We start from the raw sequence: 15,718 nt of genomic DNA on the forward strand, positions 1-15,718 counted from the left end.
GTATGTCTATTTATGCTATAAATTTAAAACCAATGCACACTAGCCAACAAATATCACGTATTAACGACGTATTATATTTTATTCATCAAGATATAAGTAAGTCGTTATTGGCAAAAGATCTAGCCGCGATTGCTGCCTACTCAGAGCAACATTTTCATCGGCTATTCAAAACTATTGTCGGCGAGCCTGTTCATCATTATATTCGCAGGATTAGAATAGAGTTCGCAGCGAACCAATTAATGTTCGACGCAACAACTTCTGTATTAAACATCGCTATAAAATCTGGATATTCATCATTATCATCATTTGGCCGTGCCTTTAAAACAATATTCAACATGTCACCAGGTGAATGGCGTAATAAAGATCGCCAGCATCAAGATAAACCTTTTTTGGCTGATGAGGAGGTTGCCAAATACTATCAACAACTGAGCACAATGACAGTGCCAAAGTGTGAGTTAGTACAGCTTCCTCAAAGGTATGTCGCTTATGTACGTCATCAAGGATATGATCGCTCTATAGCCAATGCTTGGCAAAAGCTAAATGCATGGGCGAGTATTCAACAACGTGACTTTTCGCATCAATACGGTTTACATCATTCAAACCCTGCCTGGGTAGCACTTGATAAATGCCGTTATGTTGCATGTTTAGCTATTGACCGACCAATTCAACGTAGAGGGTTAATCAATAGCATGACAATTCCTGGAGGCTTACATGCCGTATTTAAGTTACAGGGAAAATATGGCGAGTTATTACCACAGCTGAGTAATATTTTAGAATATTGGCTGCCCTCTTCAGGCTTCAAAATGTTATCAACACCGGCTTACGTGCATTATCGAAAGAATCACTTTTTATCAGAAGATGAAAAATTTGACTTAGATTTTTGCTTACCTATTTCGCTAGGTTATGACGTAGCCTAATATGGTAATTATACCAATCTCACTAACTATGTGATCATTTCTACTTGCTAAAATCACCAACTATATCGTTATTTATTTAATAATTATAACAACTAGTTATTGAAATAAAGACCTTGTATTTGGCAATTTTTTATACGTATAAAATTGTTCACTTAATTAATGAAACTGGTATTAGCTATTAGAATAATTACAGAAATTAACTTGTTGCTAGCCATAAAGCGACAAGGATCATTAAAGTACCCGATAGCCTGTTCAAATATTTCACATTACTTTGCTCAGTGAATACCTTGCCTATGGTTTTTCCTCCTGCTGCATATAACATCATGCACGTAAACTCTGATATTAATATAATGCTAATTAACACTGATAATTGAGGGGCAAGTGCGTATTGCGTATTAATAAAAGGCGGCAATAAAGAAATCATAAATGCCCATCCTTTAGGATTAGCTATTGCCGTAATAAATCCTTGATAAAATAAACTGCCTTTATTGGTATTAACAGTGGAATTATTAGTGATTGAAATTGCTAATTTACCTTTTGAGCGCCACATGTTTATGCCAATATAAAACAAATAACCCGCACCAATAAATTTTAAAATATCAAATATCTCTGGAAATTCAAGCATAATAGCCGATACACCAATGACCGATGATATAGCTACAATGGCTACGCCAATTAACTCTCCCCACATCATCCATAAAGTTTTTCTTATACCAATTGACATCCCTAGCACCATAGCCAAAGTCATACACATACCAGGTGTAATCGATACAATAAAAAAGGTCGGAATAAATAAGCTAACTAAAGTAAAGTCTAACAAACAACACACTCAACACGATAATGACAAGAATACCGACTTTATCAATAAATCTCAGGTTACACAATTAGCTTATTTATAATAATTTATAACTAATAATCAACATCTTACTATCATAAAAACATGTTACCTTTAGATTTGAAAATAAATTATTAATTATTCCTGTTTCATCGCTTATCTCCCTGCTAGAATAGCGGCAATTTTATTTGTCATCATGTAACGTACTACAATTTCGTTTGCATGATTTTTTCGGAAATACTTAGTAATGCGTACCAGTCAATACTTACTGTCTACTTTAAAAGAAACTCCTGCTAGTGCAGAAGTGATTAGCCACCAATTAATGCTACGCGCTGGGCTGGTAAGGAATCTTGCCTCAGGCCTATACACATGGTTACCAACAGGTTTACGTGTATTAAAAAAAGTTGAAAATATTGTTCGTGAAGAAATGCAACGCACAAATGCTAATGAAATATTAATGCCTATGGTTCAGCCTGCTGATTTATGGGAAGAGTCGGGGCGTTGGGATGATTATGGTCCAGAATTATTACGATTAAATGATCGTCATAAGCGCCCTTTCGTTTTAGGTCCGACTCATGAAGAAGTGATCACAAAGTTAGTCGCCAATGTAGTAAGTAGTTATAAACAGCTGCCCCTGTCATTGTTTCAAATTCAAACTAAATTTCGCGATGAGATTAGACCTAGATTCGGTGTAATGCGTAGCCGTGAATTTCTAATGAAAGATGCGTATTCATTTCATTTAGAAAACGATTGTTTAGAAAAAACATATAAAACAATGTTTGATGCTTATTGTCGTATCTTTGATCGTTTAGGATTAAATTATCGCCCAGTTTTAGCTGATAGTGGTTCAATTGGTGGTGACGCAAGCCATGAATTTCATGTATTAGCTGATTCAGGTGAAGATGATATCGCTTTTAGTGACGCTAGTGACTTTGCTGCGAATGTTGAAAAAGCAGAAGCTTTAGCACCAACAGAGCAACGAGCAGAGCCAACACAAGATTTAACTAAAGTTGCTACCCCCAATGTGGCAAGTATTGAAGACGTTACTGACTTTTTAAAAGTAGATGTAAAAAATACAGTTAAAACTTTACTTGTTTGTGGTGTTGAAAATGAAGATGGTGAAACGCCTATTATTGCGCTTGTATTACGTGGTGATCATCAACTAAATGAAATAAAAGCAGAAAACTTACCGCAAGTATTAACGCCATTAACATTCGCAACTGATGAGCAAATAATGTCGGCTGCAAATTGTAAGGCAGGCTCTATAGGCCCTGTTGGACTAGATGTTAAAGTGATTGTCGATAGAACTGCAGCACAATTAAGTGACTTTATTTGTGGTGCTAATGAAAATGATATGCACTTTACCGGCGTAAACTGGGAAAGAGATTGTTCAGACATTGAAACTGCAGATTTACGTAATGTTGTTGAAGGTGATCCAAGCCCTTGTGGTCAAGGTAAAATAATTATAAAACGTGGTATTGAAGTCGGCCATATTTTCCAATTAGGTACCAAGTACGCTAAAGCAATGAACTGTACAGTTTTAAACGAGGGAGGCAAAAACCAAACGTTAACCATGGGTTGTTATGGTATTGGTATATCTCGTATCGTTGCTGCGGCAATAGAACAAAACCATGATGAATATGGCATTAAGTGGCCAGAAGCTATTGCGCCTTTCCAAGCAGCTATCGTCCCAATGAATATGGCAAAATCAGCACGCGTAAAAGAAACAGCTGAAGCGTTATATGAAACATTAAAACAAGCCAATATTGAAGTTTTATTCGACGATAGAAAAGAACGTCCAGGCGTTATGTTTGCTGATCATGAATTAATGGGTACACCATATTTGTTGATTGTTGGCGAACGCAACCTAGATGCTCAACAAGTAGAATTAAAAAACCGCATTACAGGTGAGAAATCACTTATTGCTATTGACGATGTTATGTCACTTTTTAGCTAAACTTTATTTATAATAATTATGCGAATAAAAAGGAGCTTAGGCTCCTTTTTTGTTATGTTAATACCAATAAAATTGCTTTTTATACTGTTTTATACAAAACAATCACAAATTATCATTAAAAACTTACTCTTAGCTATTTCAATGCGTACCATTTTTAGCAACAATGGGATATACCTTTAACCCTATAAAAAAGAAGTACCCTTGCCATGAAAGCTATTATCAAGTCATCTAAATTAAACAATGTTTGTTATGAAATTAGAGGGCAAATAGCAGCCGAAGCGCGTCGCTTAGAAGATGAAGGCCATAAAATTCTCAAATTGAATATTGGCAACCCTGCCCCATTTGGTTTTGAAGCCCCTGAAGATATATTAAAAGACGTTATCTACAATTTACCTAGCTCTCAAGGCTATAGTGAATCAAAAGGAATATACTCTGCTCGCGTTGCTGTTATGCAATATTTTCAACAGCAAGGTATTAAAGATGTCAGAGTAGATGATATTTTTATTGGCAATGGTGTTAGCGAACTTATTGTGATGGCTATGCAAGGCTTATTAAATAATGGCGATGAAGTATTAATTCCTGCTCCGGACTACCCATTATGGACAGCAGCAGTTGCTTTATCTGGCGGTACTCCTAAGCATTATATTTGTGATGATGAAAATTTTTGGTATCCGGATATCGAAGATATGGAGAGTAAAATCACAGATAAAACGAAAGCCATTGTCTTAATTAATCCTAATAATCCAACCGGCTCGGTCTACCCTGAAGAAGTACTTCAGGGAATTATAGCGCTTGCCAGAAAGCATAGTTTAATTATTTTTAGTGATGAAATTTACGATAAAATATTATACGACCAAGCTAAACATATTCCTACTGCATCGCTTGCGCAGGATGTACTGATCATCACCATGGGGGGGTTATCTAAAAATTACCGTATTGCTGGTTTTAGAGCCGGTTGGATGGTTGTTTCTGGTCCTAAAATACATGCTGAAGATTACCTGGAAGGCCTTGATATATTAGCGTCAATGCGATTATGCGCCAACGTGCCCTGCCAGCATGCTATTCAAACAGCTTTAGGTGGGTATCAAAGTATTAATGAGTTAATCACCGGTGATGGACGTTTATTAAAGCAACGTAATATTGCTGCAAAAATGATTAATGATATTGATGGTTTGTCATGCCATCCAGCGATGGGGGCTTTATATTTATTTGTAAAAGTAGATGCTGAGAAATTTAACATCACTAACGATGAAAAAATGATTTTAGATCTACTTAAGCAAGAAAAAATTCTACTCGTGCATGGCAGTGCTTTTAATATTGAAGCTAATAACTATTTCAGATTAGTATTTTTGCCACATGTAGATGAATTAGTACCTGCATTGATAAAACTTAAAAACTTCTTTTCAACTTATCAGCAAGTATAGAATAGGATAATGATAAGCGAGGGTTAATCTTACCTCGCTTACCTTAAAACATAATGATATAAGTTTCATTAATTAAGTGAACAATTTTAGCAAGTAGAAATGATCACATAGCTAGTGAGATTGGTATGATTAATCTGGACGAGAAAGCTCGTCTAATGTTTGCATACAAGCAGGGAATTGAGACAGGAAGTATTCATTAACTTCTGGCCATTGCTCACAATGTTTACTTACTCTACCTTCTAACAATTTAGCCGCGTCTATAAATTCTCTGTTACCAACATTTACTTCTGATAGACTGTAATGATATGCGGCTAAATCATCTGCTGATTTAACGATAGCTTTGGTCTGCTTATCTACATTTGCTTGAATCACTAACGGCGCCATAGCTTCGTGTAAATAGTCAGGCAGCCCTTGGTACACCATAGAGTGCTCTACTTCACTTTCTATTTTCTTGATTTGTTTCGTTAATTCAGGATTATAATATTTCAATGGACTAGGAATATCACCCACGCCTCCAGATTCACTGGCTTCATGATACAAAGCGGCTAAAGCTATTGCAGAAGGATCGTAAGTCCGATTAAATTTTATTTTGCCAATCAAGGCAATTTGATGACTAATTAACGCAACTTCAAATGAGTGCTGTGCACAGGTTTCGGGCTCTCTTGAAGTCATTAATGGCCAGCGTATTATCTTTCTTAATCTTAACATCCATGCGCTAAAACTACCTTTTTTATGATGAAACATACAATCCTTTTTACTAATTATTTGAGAATTTTGCTCTAAGTGCAGTGAATTCATCAAAATTTTCAATGATTAAATCAACCAACGCGGCATCAAACTTTTTATTTTTTTCTGACATAATAAAGTCTTTTATTTTTTCGTCTGACCATGGCTCTTTGTAACATCGTTTAGAGCCTAACGCATCAAATACATCAACAATAGCCATAATTCTTGATTCTATAGGAATACTCTCCCCTTTTAGTCCATCAGGGTAACCAGACCCATCCCAATTCTCATGATGGTAATGCGCTAGTCTCGATGCTAATTTAGACACATTTGCAGTAGGCTGTTGTAAAAGACCTTCACCTATTTGAGTTTGTGTTTGGGGTTTCATAACCTCCCACTCCTCATGTGTTAATTTTTCAGTTCTCTGTAATAAATCTTCTGGTACTGCAATTTTTCCTAAATCATGTAACGGAGCGGCTAAATACAATGCCTTAACAAAAGAGTCTTCTAACCCTATTTTTTTTGCTAATAATTCACAAAGCGAAGCAACGCGCTTTACATGAGATCCTGTTTCTTTACTTCGCGCTTCAACCGCTTCACTAATAATAAAAAGTAACTCTTGTTGTGATTTTTCTATTTCTTTTTGTTTGGTCAAGTTTTCTAAAATTAGCGCTACATTGGTAGCAAATAATTCTGCCAAACTAACATTAAAATGCTCTTCCTTGTCATTTTCAAACTCGATATACAAAACAGAGGCAGCATTTCCTGGCGACTGATAATAGCCAACGAAACAGTTTTCATTACTGAAATGTTTTTTGTCTTTAAATACTTTTTTAATTTTTTCTTTTACACCCTCTGATATATCTGATGATTCTAAAGAGTCAGACTTACTGACATACTTACCAGTACAAGCAAGTATTAAACTAGATGATTGCATGTCAAAATCAATTTGAGTACGAGCAATATATAATGCTGAACTATCTACATCCATTAATGATAATAAATGACTTAAAGCAGCAGAGCCAAAAGATTTTAATTGATCTTTCTTAAGTAAATCATGAGTCGCTTCAAGTAACTTTTTAAAAGCATCTAAACTACGCTGAATAGTTGTAATATCTCGATATGCTCTAATACTAGCGTACACTGTGGTGATCATTTTATTAGATGTGAAATCTGTCTTTTCTTTATAATCATTAATATCATACTCTTTAATGACTTTTGCTTCTGGCGCAGTTCCTGCCTGTCCCGTTCTAAGTACTAAGCGAATAGCCTGATTCTTTAACTCTTTTCGTATCCATTGTACTAACTCTAAACCGGCATAATCGGTTTCCATCACAACATCAACAAATGCCATGCAAAAATCATCATCCCTTAATAACTGCTCCTTAGCTTCAATCATAGAGAAGACGGAGACTATCTCTAACGGACGACCTTCAATTTCAACGTCATTCAAAACTAGTTTAGTAACTTGGTGTACTGAATCATCATCATCAACAACGAGAATGCGCCATTTTTTATTGCATTTTTTTGTACTTAAGCCGCTATTTTCTTCTGATTCTTCTTTAAAAATAAAATCATTCATTTGATTTGTTTATCATTTTCAGTTTAGCCTTATTAATCAGTGTAATGCACATAATAAAAAAAGCATTAAAAATATACAAAAAAAGCGGCAAAAGCCGCTTTTTATTTAAAACAAATACTTATTAATTAAATTGTGTAACTACTTCATTCACAGCATCTTTAACAATACCTGACGTACCGTTTTCATCGTTAGAAGTGATACGTTTTGTGGCCCAACCATGCCATGCCGGTTGACGCAGTTTAACATCATAAACATCTATTGCTAACTTGCCTTCAGTATATTGACGAACTGTCACTTCATCTCTTATGCTTCTGCCAAACATACCGCCATAATAACGTCGTCCCCAACCAAAACTAGCATTGTATGAAGAAGGATAGCTACTCACCTTAATTTTATCTCTGCTACCCACAGTATAAGAAATAGTAAAATCAGCTTTTTCAGCTTCGGCTATTAATGTGTAGCCTTTGGCTATAAATGCTTTTTCAATAGCTTCATCGACACGAAACTTCATAACCGGGTTAAAATCCTCAGCTGGTGCCATTATTTTAGCGGGTGTTAACCAGGCAAAAGTTTTATAGTTCGCCGTATCTATATTCTCATTCTTATCAGAGCCAACTTTTACGTTATAAGTACTTGCACAGCTTGCAACAAGTAAAACGAATACAGTAACTAATGTTACTTTTATAGCGTTCATATTTCCCACCTTCCACTTATTTAATTAAAACTTAACTAAAGAATTCAGTACTAACTTTTTAATACTACCGTAAATACTAAAATACTACTGCTTATTAAATGTAACATTGCGTTAACTATAAATCATCATGGCACGCTTAAACAGAATAAATAGGAAATAAACTATAATCCTTGTTTTATTTCAAATAACTTATCATCCTATTAAAAAAATATTAAGAAATATTATGCCTTATTGTAATTAAAGGTTGACAGTTATTGTTAAACCCTTTAAAAATAGAGCCAAGTATTATCTTTTTACCATAATTAAATTTAATTAAGTTAGTTAAGCATGTATTCAATTAATCAAAACAATAAATTAAACGTCGTCCTCATGGTCGTAGTGATAGTCAAATCACTTCGAGGGTTAGGTTGTTTTAAAAATTAATTTTAATTAAAACAGATATACAAATAAATAACCAAACCCTCGCTCTATTTTAGGCCGAGGGTTTTTTATGTATTAATCATTAATAGGTATCAATATGACAACAGAACTTTTTACTGGTGCAGAAATGGTAGTAAAAGCATTATCCGCACTTAAGGTTAAATATATTTTTGGCTACCCTGGAGGTTCAGTTTTAGATCTTTATGATGCTATTTTCCAACAAGATGAAATTGAACACATTTTAGTACGCCATGAGCAAGCAGCTACTCATATGGCTGATGGTTATACTAGAGCTACTGGTGAAGTTGGTGTTGTTCTAGCAACCTCTGGTCCTGGCGCGACAAACTGTGTTACAGGAATAGCGACAGCTTACATGGATTCTATTCCAATGGTGGTATTGGCTGGTCAAGTGCCAACAACCTTAATTGGTAATGATGCATTTCAAGAAACTGATATTGTGGGTTGTACACGCCCTATTATTAAACATAGCTTCAATTGTCGCGATTTAGCAGATATCCCTAACGTGATTGCTAAAGCATTCTACATTGCTAGTACAGGTAGACCCGGCCCAGTTGTGGTTGAATTACCAAAAGACTTACTTATACCACAAAATAAAGCGCCCTTTACTATTGAAACTAACCCGACAATACGCTCTTATAATCCAAATATTAAAGGTCATCCAAAACAAATTCGTAAAGCCGCAAAAGCAATCAATGAAGCGAAAAAGTTAGTGGTTTATTCTGGTGGCGGTATTGTTATCGCAAATGCTTCAGAGCTATTAACTAAATTAGTTGAAACATTAAAAGCTCCTATCACTAATACCTTAATGGGTCTTGGCGGTATATCAGGAACCCATGAAAACTTTATTGGTATGCTAGGTATGCATGGTAGCTTAGAGGCAAATAAAGCAATGGCTAATGCTGATGTTATTCTTGCACTTGGGGTTCGCTTTGACGATAGAGTAACGAATAATGTTGAAAAATTCTGTCCTAATGCAAATATTATTCATGTAGATATTGATCCAACGTCAATATCAAAAACTATCAACGCACATATCCCTGTCGTTGGCTTAGTTGACATTGTAATGCAGCAATTACTTGATGAACTTAGCGCAATTAATTACACACCTGATGAAGCAGCATTAAAAGATTGGTGGGAACAAGTCAACGTATGGCGCGATGTAAAAAGTGTGAGCTATAAACAAGCAGAAGGTGAAAAAATAAAACCTCAACGTGTAATAGAAGCCATGTATCGAATTACCGAGGGGCAAGCTTACGTTGCATCAGATGTAGGGCAGCATCAAATGTTTGCAGCCCAATACTATCCGTTTGATAAACCTCGCCAATGGATAAATTCAGGTGGCGCAGGTACTATGGGGTTTGGCCTACCCGCAGCTATGGGCGCCAAACTTGCCTTTCCAGATAAACATGTTATTTGCATTACCGGTGACGGGTCAATTCAAATGAATATCCAAGAATTATCTACCTGTAAACAGTACAACCTTCCGGTAGTAATAATTACGTTGAATAACCGTTCTCTTGGTATGGTACGTCAATGGCAAGATATGGTTTACGATGGCAGACACGCCTCATCTTACATGGAGTCACTTCCTGATTTCATTAAAGTGGCAGAGGCTTACGGCCATGTAGGTATTAAAATTGATACTTTAGATGAATTAGAGCCAAAATTAAAAGAAGCTTTTAGTATTAAAAATCAATTAGTATTTGTCGACGTATTAGTTGACGAAAAAGAACATGTTTATCCTATGCATATTCGCCAAGGCGGTATTGATGACATGTGGATATCTAAAGGAGTTAAAGCCTAATGAAATATTTATCAAAATGTAAAAAGAACGTAAATAATATTGATGACATATGGGCTGATATAGCTACTAAAGGAGATAAGGCATAATGCGACATATTTTAGCGATCCTACTGGAAAATGAAGCTGGTGCTTTATCACGTATCGTTGGTCTTTTTTCTCAACGAGCATTTAATATAGAAAGCTTAACTGTTGCTCCAACGGATGATAACAGCTTATCTCGAATCACAATTTCAACCATAGGCGATGACAAAGTTTTAGAGCAAATTGTAAAGCAAGTAAATAAGCTAGTTGACGTTATTAAAGTGTCTGAACTAACAGATAGAAAACATGTTGAACGAGAGTTACTGCTCGTTAAAGTTGCCGCTTTAAATGACAAGTCTCGTACTGAAGTTAAGCGAGTAACAGATATTTTTCGTGGCTCTATTATTGATATTGGCAAACAAGTTTATACGATAGAATTAACCGGTAACAGTGATAAGCTTAACGCCTTTATTGAAGTGTTAAGTAATGAAACAGAAATAATAGAATCGGCTCGTTCAGGTTGCGTTGGCATGGCACGTGGCGATAAGTCTTTACGAGTATAAGCACTCTCTTTTAAAAAATAGGATGCTGTAAAGTATGTTTACTTTACAGTTCTATTTTTTTAACTTTATATTACTGGAAATATTTAATGATTAAATTAGGAAAATATCAACACTTTAAAGGGAGTTACTATCAAGTACTTCACCTTGCAAGACATAGTGAAACGGAAGAATATTTAGTTGTTTATCACCCTTTTGATAGTTCAGACGATATTTGGGTTCGCCCTTTAGCAATGTTCAATGAAACTATTATCAGAGAGGGTAAAAGTATTCAACGCTTCAAGCATATAGAAGAATGATCGCCAAAGTATTGAATACCTAATTTTGAATGTAGTCCTTATGATAGATTTTGTGTAGTTTAAGTATTTTTAGCTTATAGAAAAAAAGTTATGCTCTTGCCAATCTACTTGTTTGTGTTGAACTTTAGTAACATCTGCTAGTGTAGGGCCCGTTTCTAGCCACACTAGCATTTTTTGTACATCGACATCTTTACCTGAAAGAAATACTTCTACGTCACCATCAGCTAAGTTGCGAGCATAGCCACTGAGTCCATACTCAATTGCTTTTTGTTGACTTGATACCCTAAAGTAAACACCTTGAACCTTACCTGATATATGACTAATGTAACTAACATTCATTATGTAAACTCTTTTAATTATATTTTTGATACTTATATAAACTAAAGTATAGACGCTAATCTTAAATTAAAAGTTCAAAAAACAATAAAATTAACTATTTATTGCTTGTTTAACTTTTTCTTTATAACTACGACTTACTTTTAATTCTTTGCCATTTTTCAATATCAATAAATATTCACCACTTGCTTGGCTACAAAATTTTTCAACATAGTCTTTATTAACAATAGTAGAGCGGTGGTTTCTAATAAACACTTTTGGATCAAGATGCTCTTCAAGTTGCTTCATTGTTTTTCTTAAGATATGTGTATTTTCTTGTGGATTATCTAGCGACTGATGTTGCGAAGTATTAGTTGTATGAACACACATATAGTCTCCGGCAGCATCAATCCAAATAATATCTTTAACGGGAACTCTAGTGACTTCACCAACATCTTTAATCGCTAATATATCCGAGTAATTAGATAGACTGACAGGTTGGTTATTAGTAAGCTCTGTTAAGATTTGTTGATAATTGTTACCGGTGACATCACTGACTAATTTAATCAATTTAGACTTATGCTCTGCATCAGTACTTGATTTAAAGTGTTGTCTAATTTTGTCAAGTGTTTGAGCAAGGCGCTCTTCATTGGTTGGTTTTAAAATGTAATCAAGCGCATATACTTCAAAAGCTTTAATCGCATACTGATCAAAAGCCGTGGCAAAAACCACCAGTGGCATTCTCAACCCTTGCTTTTCAATTTCATCAATAACTTGAAAACCAGTTAACCCAGGCATTTGAATATCAAGAAACATTAAATCGACCTGATTATCTCGTATTACTTCAATCGCTTCTCTGCCATTACTACATTGTTCAATGATATGAATATCGCTGAAGCTTTGTAGACGTATGCTTAACCCCTTTCGAGCAAGCGGTTCATCATCTACAATAATTGTGCGAAAAATCATAACTCAATCCTGATAATGTGCTTTAAATAGTTTCACTGAACACATTATAATAATTCAAATGGCATACGAATACTTACTTTAACACCCGATGGGATATTATTAGCAACAACAAGTGAATAATTATTAGTATATAAAGCATTTAAACGTTCACGAGTATTCACTAACCCTACACCATTTTCTCGATATAAGTTACCATCAACAATTTCTGCACCAGGTCCGTCATCCGCTAATTCTATCATTAAATCGTTAGCAAATTTATTCACTGTGATTGTAATACTGCCACCTCTTTCTTGTGTCGCAACTGCATGTTTAATTGCGTTCTCAGCAATAGGCTGCAGAATCATACTGGGTACTAATGCTTTTTCACAATTTTCATTAATAGAAATATAAACTTGTAACCGCTCTTCAAAACGGACCTTTTCGATATCTAAATATAACTCTAGCGCTTGAATTTCACTATTTAAAGTCACTTTTTTCATCGGATCTTTATCAAGAGAATAACGTAAGAACTCACTTAATCTGGTTACCATACCATTAGCTGTAACATTATCTTTTAACAAGATGAGTGTAGAAATAGCGTTAAGCGTATTAAATAAGAAGTGTGGATTAAGCTGGTATCGCAACATTTTTAACTGAGCCTGATGAGCAACAGAATTTGCTTTTAATACATTTTGCTTTTCAACTTGTAACATTTGATAGTATTTAGTACCAAAATACAAAACACTCCAGCTGAGAATGATATAAAACGACCAGACACTTGATTGGGTATACATCAAGATAAAATCTGGTTTATAGCCGTGTTTATATATTTCCCAATAATTTAGGTTTTTAACAACTTGCCATAAAACGCCCGTGATATAAGAAGAGAAAACAACCACAAGCGCTATTTTAAGTGGCGGAAGATTCCAAACCCTACGATATATATAACGAAGAGGAACAGAAAACAACCAACCAGCATAAGCGTTTAAAAAAATAATAACGACAAATATATCGCGCAAATTATGAAGTAAAGACCCCAAGTAATGCACTAACGCAAAGCCAAACCAACCTGCAGTGTGAACAAGCCAGAATAGGCGATTTCTATTTTCGAGCAATGCTTTCCAATTCACATAAAATCCTAGAAAGTATAATGTCTACATATACCTTAATTATGCGTTAGCTAAAAATTAAGTGCACTGCCTTTAGTCTTAACTATATAACTGCTTATCGTTTTTATAACCTAAAATGTAATCAAACCATCAACATTTCGCCTAAACGTTGACCTCCAAGTAAATGCATATGAATATGGTATACTTCTTGACCACCATCACTATTGCAATTTACAATTAATCGATAGCCACTTTCATCAATGCCTTCTTGTTTAGCTAACTTTCTAGCGACAGTAAACATACGTCCCATGGTTAACTCATCAGCATCAGTAACATCATTTGTGGTAGGGATATGCTTATTAGGTACAATTAAGATATGAGTGCTCACGCGTGGGGCAATATCCCTAAAAGCGCTTACTAATTCATCTTGGTAAAGTAATGGCGTTGGAATTTCTTGTCTAATAATTTTAGAAAAAATAGTTTCAGCTGTCATAGTCATCTCTACAATATAAGTTACTTTATGATTTGTTGCTATTTTACGTTAAAAAAACTTTCGGTAAACAACTTTCGCTAAACAACTTCCCTAAACAACTAATTAACAATCATAAAGTATCGACAAACTATAAAAGTAAATCTACTCGAGTTACTTATATTGATTTTCATTTATTCAATTTTATTTCTATTCTGCAGAGAGAATAGAAATAAAAGTTACTCGCTATTTGCTATTTATAATAACTTAATAGTTAATAAATAATTTGTGGGTCATCAACCGGTGTATCTGAAAAACTAACTGCGTCTATATATTGCTTACTAGCAAGTTCTCCACTATCTAAAGAGTTCGAATGTACTCTTGCAATAACATCACCTCGGTTAACACGAGTGCCAATCGGTAAAATACGATCAAAACCAACACTGTGGTCAATTTTTTGATCATTACTAATACGTCCACCACCTAAACCGACAACAGAGAAACCAATATCACGAGTTTGCATTCCTTTGATGTACCCATTACAAGGAGATAATATTTCAATGATATGGGCTGCTTTATTCATAGAGCGCCAAGGTTGTTCAAGTAGATCCGTTGGTCCGCCTAAAGCACTAATCATTTTAGCAAAAATTTCAGCTGCTTTACCTGAATCTAATGCATGATCTATTTTTACTTGTGCTTCATTATCACTATTAGCGAGTTTGCCATTAATTAACATCGCTTTCGCTAAAGTAACAACTACTTGATGAAGCCTTGGCTCACGAAGCTTACCCGTTAAATATTTTACGGTTTCATACATTTCTAATGCATTACCTGCGGTACTACCAAGCACTTGATTCATATCAGTAATAATTGCTTGGGTATTTACTCCAGCGCCATTAGCAACAGTAGTGATACTATTTGCTAATGCTTTCGCTTGTGCTAAATCTTCCATTTGAGCACCGTTACCCATTTTTATATCCATCACTAACACATCAAGCCCTGCAGCAAGTTTCTTAGATAAAATAGAAGCAGTTATAAGCGGGATAGAAGCAACAGTAGCGGTAACATCACGTATAGCATATAAACGTCTGTCTGCCGGCGCTAAGTCAGGTGTTTGAGAAATGATTGCCACACCAAGATCAGCAACAATGCGTTTAAAATCGGATAAATTAGGCTGAACATTAAAGCCCGCTATACTTTCAAGCTTATCTGCAGTACCTCCAGTGTGGCCAAGTCCTCGCCCTGAGATCATAGGTACGTAACCACCACAAGCGGCAACAATAGCAGCGAGCATAAAGCTAACTTTATCTCCAACACCGCCAGTAGAATGTTTATCAATAACAGGTCCATCTAAATCCTGCCAAGATAATACCTCACCTGAATGCATCATGGCTTTTGTTAATTCTACAGTTTCTTGAGGTACTAAGCCTTTTTGAAAAATTGCCATTGCCATTGCGCCAACTTGCGCATCATTAAAATTATTAGATACTAAGCCATCAACAAAAAATTTAATTTCATCTTGTTTAAGTACTTCACCATCTCGCTTTTTAGCGATAATTTCTTGGGGTAATAACATTTATTTAATCCTTTCTGTCTTTTTTAATTATTATTTTAAGTA

At 35.1% G+C, this 15,718-nt stretch carries 15 protein-coding genes; 6 read left to right on the forward strand and 9 right to left on the reverse strand.

Translation table 11 applies throughout. The annotated features are described in order from the left end of the window. Nucleotides 1–2 precede the first annotated feature (2 nt). The gene (locus GQS55_RS12270; RefSeq protein ID WP_236559631.1) at nt 3–917 is read left to right on the forward strand and encodes an AraC family transcriptional regulator; all 915 of its coding nucleotides are present in this window, start codon (nt 3–5) and stop codon (nt 915–917) included. A gap of 196 nt (nt 918–1,113) precedes the next feature. On the opposite strand, the gene GQS55_RS12275 is transcribed toward GQS55_RS12270, so the two are convergent. Next, nucleotides 1,114–1,737: a LysE family translocator gene (locus GQS55_RS12275; protein WP_159820793.1), complete on the reverse strand. Its 624-nt coding sequence runs from the start codon at nt 1,735–1,737 to the stop codon at nt 1,114–1,116. A gap of 262 nt (nt 1,738–1,999) precedes the next feature. Between GQS55_RS12275 and GQS55_RS12280 the strand changes: the two genes are divergently transcribed. Both GQS55_RS12280 and GQS55_RS12285 read left to right on the forward strand, forming a co-directional pair. Further along, on the forward strand, nt 2,000–3,709 hold the full coding sequence (locus GQS55_RS12280; protein ID WP_159820794.1) for a proline--tRNA ligase: 1,710 nt from the start codon (nt 2,000–2,002) through the stop codon (nt 3,707–3,709). A gap of 206 nt (nt 3,710–3,915) precedes the next feature. Then, nucleotides 3,916–5,133, forward strand: a complete 1,218-nt coding sequence (locus GQS55_RS12285; protein WP_159820795.1) for a pyridoxal phosphate-dependent aminotransferase — start codon at nt 3,916–3,918, stop codon at nt 5,131–5,133. 129 nt (nt 5,134–5,262) lie between these two features. On the opposite strand, the gene yfbR is transcribed toward GQS55_RS12285, so the two are convergent. The 3 genes from yfbR to GQS55_RS12300 all read right to left on the reverse strand — a co-directional run bounded on the left by yfbR (nt 5,263) and on the right by GQS55_RS12300 (nt 8,135). Then, nucleotides 5,263–5,877: a 5'-deoxynucleotidase gene (yfbR, locus tag GQS55_RS12290; RefSeq protein WP_159820796.1), complete on the reverse strand. Its 615-nt coding sequence runs from the start codon at nt 5,875–5,877 to the stop codon at nt 5,263–5,265. A 13-nt stretch (nt 5,878–5,890) separates the two neighbouring features. Next, the gene (locus GQS55_RS12295) at nt 5,891–7,441 is read right to left on the reverse strand and encodes an HD domain-containing phosphohydrolase (protein WP_159820797.1); all 1,551 of its coding nucleotides are present in this window, start codon (nt 7,439–7,441) and stop codon (nt 5,891–5,893) included. Nucleotides 7,442–7,562: 121 nt separating this feature from the next. Then, entirely contained in the window at nt 7,563–8,135 is a 573-nt protein-coding gene (locus GQS55_RS12300; RefSeq protein ID WP_159820798.1) for a DUF4136 domain-containing protein, read from the reverse strand. A gap of 517 nt (nt 8,136–8,652) precedes the next feature. Here GQS55_RS12300 and GQS55_RS12305 point away from each other — a divergent pair. The 3 genes from GQS55_RS12305 (at nt 8,653) to GQS55_RS12315 (ending at nt 11,259) form a co-directional block, all read left to right on the forward strand. Then, nucleotides 8,653–10,380 carry an acetolactate synthase 3 large subunit gene (locus tag GQS55_RS12305; protein ID WP_159820799.1) on the forward strand — a complete coding sequence of 576 codons (1,728 nt, stop codon included), beginning with the start codon at nt 8,653–8,655 and terminating at the stop codon, nt 10,378–10,380. Between the two features lie 85 nt (nt 10,381–10,465). Then, the gene (gene ilvN, locus GQS55_RS12310; protein ID WP_159820800.1) at nt 10,466–10,963 is read left to right on the forward strand and encodes an acetolactate synthase small subunit; all 498 of its coding nucleotides are present in this window, start codon (nt 10,466–10,468) and stop codon (nt 10,961–10,963) included. 86 nt (nt 10,964–11,049) lie between these two features. After that, nucleotides 11,050–11,259: a DUF1653 domain-containing protein gene (locus tag GQS55_RS12315; protein ID WP_159820801.1), complete on the forward strand. Its 210-nt coding sequence runs from the start codon at nt 11,050–11,052 to the stop codon at nt 11,257–11,259. Between the two features lie 69 nt (nt 11,260–11,328). On the opposite strand, the gene GQS55_RS12320 is transcribed toward GQS55_RS12315, so the two are convergent. From GQS55_RS12320 to deoA, 5 genes are all read right to left on the reverse strand, one after another. After that, the gene (locus tag GQS55_RS12320; RefSeq protein WP_159820802.1) at nt 11,329–11,598 is read right to left on the reverse strand and encodes an acylphosphatase; all 270 of its coding nucleotides are present in this window, start codon (nt 11,596–11,598) and stop codon (nt 11,329–11,331) included. A gap of 90 nt (nt 11,599–11,688) precedes the next feature. Then, a complete protein-coding gene (locus GQS55_RS12325; RefSeq protein ID WP_159820803.1) occupies nt 11,689–12,543 on the reverse strand; it encodes a LytR/AlgR family response regulator transcription factor in 855 nt (284 codons plus the stop codon). 44 nt (nt 12,544–12,587) lie between these two features. Further along, nucleotides 12,588–13,652 (reverse strand): sensor histidine kinase, encoded by a 1,065-nt coding sequence (locus tag GQS55_RS12330; RefSeq protein ID WP_159820804.1) that lies wholly within the window; start codon nt 13,650–13,652, stop codon nt 12,588–12,590. 121 nt (nt 13,653–13,773) lie between these two features. After that, nucleotides 13,774–14,124, reverse strand: a complete 351-nt coding sequence (locus GQS55_RS12335) for an HIT domain-containing protein (protein WP_159820805.1) — start codon at nt 14,122–14,124, stop codon at nt 13,774–13,776. 250 nt (nt 14,125–14,374) lie between these two features. Then, on the reverse strand, nt 14,375–15,676 hold the full coding sequence (deoA, locus tag GQS55_RS12340) for a thymidine phosphorylase (protein WP_159820806.1): 1,302 nt from the start codon (nt 15,674–15,676) through the stop codon (nt 14,375–14,377). Between the last annotated feature and the right edge of the window lie 42 nt (nt 15,677–15,718).

Source organism: Colwellia sp. 20A7 (assembly GCF_009832865.1).
In the GTDB taxonomy this organism is placed as follows: Bacteria; Pseudomonadota; Gammaproteobacteria; order Enterobacterales; family Alteromonadaceae; genus Colwellia.

Bases quoted from the DNA above. Each gene is read 5' to 3' on its own strand.
- GQS55_RS12270 (WP_236559631.1), top strand. From the start codon at position 3: ATGTCTATTTATGCTATAAATTTAAAACCAATGCACACTAGCCAACAA.
- GQS55_RS12280 (WP_159820794.1), top strand. From the start codon at position 2,000: ATGCGTACCAGTCAATACTTACTGTCTACTTTAAAAGAAACTCCTGCT.
- GQS55_RS12285 (WP_159820795.1), top strand. From the start codon at position 3,916: ATGAAAGCTATTATCAAGTCATCTAAATTAAACAATGTTTGTTATGAA.
- yfbR (WP_159820796.1), bottom strand. From the start codon at position 5,877: ATGTTTCATCATAAAAAAGGTAGTTTTAGCGCATGGATGTTAAGATTA.
- GQS55_RS12295 (WP_159820797.1), bottom strand. From the start codon at position 7,441: ATGAATGATTTTATTTTTAAAGAAGAATCAGAAGAAAATAGCGGCTTA.
- GQS55_RS12300 (WP_159820798.1), bottom strand. From the start codon at position 8,135: ATGAACGCTATAAAAGTAACATTAGTTACTGTATTCGTTTTACTTGTT.
- GQS55_RS12305 (WP_159820799.1), top strand. From the start codon at position 8,653: ATGACAACAGAACTTTTTACTGGTGCAGAAATGGTAGTAAAAGCATTA.
- ilvN (WP_159820800.1), top strand. From the start codon at position 10,466: ATGCGACATATTTTAGCGATCCTACTGGAAAATGAAGCTGGTGCTTTA.
- GQS55_RS12315 (WP_159820801.1), top strand. From the start codon at position 11,050: ATGATTAAATTAGGAAAATATCAACACTTTAAAGGGAGTTACTATCAA.
- GQS55_RS12320 (WP_159820802.1), bottom strand. From the start codon at position 11,598: ATGAATGTTAGTTACATTAGTCATATATCAGGTAAGGTTCAAGGTGTT.
- GQS55_RS12325 (WP_159820803.1), bottom strand. From the start codon at position 12,543: ATGATTTTTCGCACAATTATTGTAGATGATGAACCGCTTGCTCGAAAG.
- GQS55_RS12335 (WP_159820805.1), bottom strand. From the start codon at position 14,124: ATGACAGCTGAAACTATTTTTTCTAAAATTATTAGACAAGAAATTCCA.
- deoA (WP_159820806.1), bottom strand. From the start codon at position 15,676: ATGTTATTACCCCAAGAAATTATCGCTAAAAAGCGAGATGGTGAAGTA.